This window comes from Burkholderia sp. Bp9099 (assembly GCF_003857805.1).
Taxonomy (GTDB): Bacteria; Pseudomonadota; Gammaproteobacteria; order Burkholderiales; family Burkholderiaceae; genus Burkholderia.
In genome coordinates this window covers 1-1,854 of sequence record NZ_QTPU01000081.1, presented here as the reverse complement: position 1 = coordinate 1,854, position 1,854 = coordinate 1, and the positions used below count along the sequence as shown (strand labels likewise).

Here is a 1,854-nt window from a genome sequence, read left to right as displayed (position 1 = left end):
GAGCTGCTCGAGGATCGCCGGGTTCTCGAGCGTGGACGTGTCCTGCGTGATCGCCTCGCCCTTCGCGAGCGAGCGCAACAGGCGCCGCATGATCTTGCCCGAGCGCGTCTTCGGCAGGTTGTCGCCGAAGCGGATGTCCTTCGGTTTCGCGATCGGCCCGATCTGCTTGCCGACCCAGTCGCGCAGCGCCTTCGCGAGCGCCGCCGCTTCCTCGCCCTCCGGACGCGAGCGCTTGAGCACCACGAACGCGACCACCGCCTCGCCGGTCGTGTCGTCCGGGCGGCCGACCACCGCCGCTTCCGCCACCAGCTCGTGCGAGACCAGCGCCGACTCGATCTCCATCGTGCCGAGCCGGTGGCCCGACACGTTCAGCACGTCGTCGATGCGGCCCATGATCGTGAAGTAGCCGGTGTCCTTGTCGCGCACCGTGCCGTCGCCGGCGAGGTAGAGCGTGCCGCCGAGTTCTTCCGGGTAATAACTCTTCCTGAAGCGCTCCGGGTCGCCCCAGATCGTGCGGATCATCGCCGGCCACGGACGCTTGACGACGAGAATCCCGCCTTGCCCGTTCGGCACGTCCTGGCCCGTTTCGTCGACCACCGCGGCCATGATGCCCGGCAGCGGCAGCGTGCACGAACCCGGCACCGTCGGCGTCGCGCCCGGCAGCGGCGTGATCATGTGGCCGCCGGTTTCGGTCTGCCACCACGTGTCGACGATCGGGCAGCGCTCCTGGCCGACGTGCTTGTGGTACCACATCCACGCTTCCGGATTGATCGGCTCGCCGACCGTGCCGATGATGCGCAGGCTCGACAGGTCGTAGCTCTTCGGGTGGACCTTGTCGTCGGCTTCCGCGGCCTTGATCAGCGAACGGATCGCGGTCGGCGCGGTGTAGAACACCGTGACCTTGTGATCGCCGATCATCTTCCAGAAGCGCCCGGCGTCCGGATACGTCGGCACGCCCTCGAACACGACCTGCGTGCCGCCGCACGCGAGCGGGCCGTACGTGATGTACGTGTGGCCGGTGACCCAGCCGATGTCGGCCGTGCACCAGAACACGTCGGAGGGCTTCCAGTCGAAGGTCCACTTCATCGTCTGCGCGGCCCACAGCAGGTAGCCGCCGGTGCTGTGCTGCACGCCCTTCGGCTTGCCGGTCGAGCCCGACGTATACAGGATGAACAGCGGATGCTCGGCGCCGACCCATTCCGGCGCGCAGGTGTCGGACTCGCCGTCGGCGATCTCGTGCATCCACAGGTCGCGTTCGGCATGCCAGTCGATCTTGCCGCCGGTGCGGCGATAGACGATCACGCTCTTGACCGCTTCGCAGCCGCCCATCGCGAGCGCTTCGTCGGCGATGCTCTTGAGCGGCAGCGTCTTGCCGCCGCGCGCCTGCTCGTCGGCGGTGATGAGCGCAACGGCGCCGACGTCGACGAGCCGCTCGTTGAGCGATTTCGCGGAGAAGCCGCCGAACACGACCGAGTGCGTGGCGCCGATGCGCGCGCAGGCCTGCATCGCGACGATGCCTTCGATCGACATCGGAATATAGATGATGACGCGATCGCCCTTGCCGATCCCGCGTTTCTTCAGCGCGTTCGCGAAGCGCGACACGCGCGCCAGCAGCTCGGCATAGGTGACGCGCGTGACGGTGCCGTCGTCGGCCTCGAAGATCACGGCGACGCGCTCGCCGTTGCCGGCTTCGACGTGGCGGTCGAGGCAGTTGTACGACGCGTTGAGTTCGCCGTCGTCGAACCATTTGTAGAACGGCGCATCGCTCTCGTCGAGCACCTTCGTGAACGGCTTGTGCCAGCTGAGGCCCTCGCGCGCGAGACGCGCCCAGAAGCCTTCGTAATCCTGCTCGGC

1 protein-coding gene is annotated in these 1,854 nt (G+C 67.7%); it reads right to left on the bottom strand.

Going from position 1 to position 1,854, the window contains the following annotated elements:
- Positions 1 to 1,854 (bottom strand): acetate--CoA ligase (acs, locus tag DIE17_RS36950; RefSeq protein WP_124572240.1); only part of this gene is annotated, 1,854 nt, incomplete at both ends.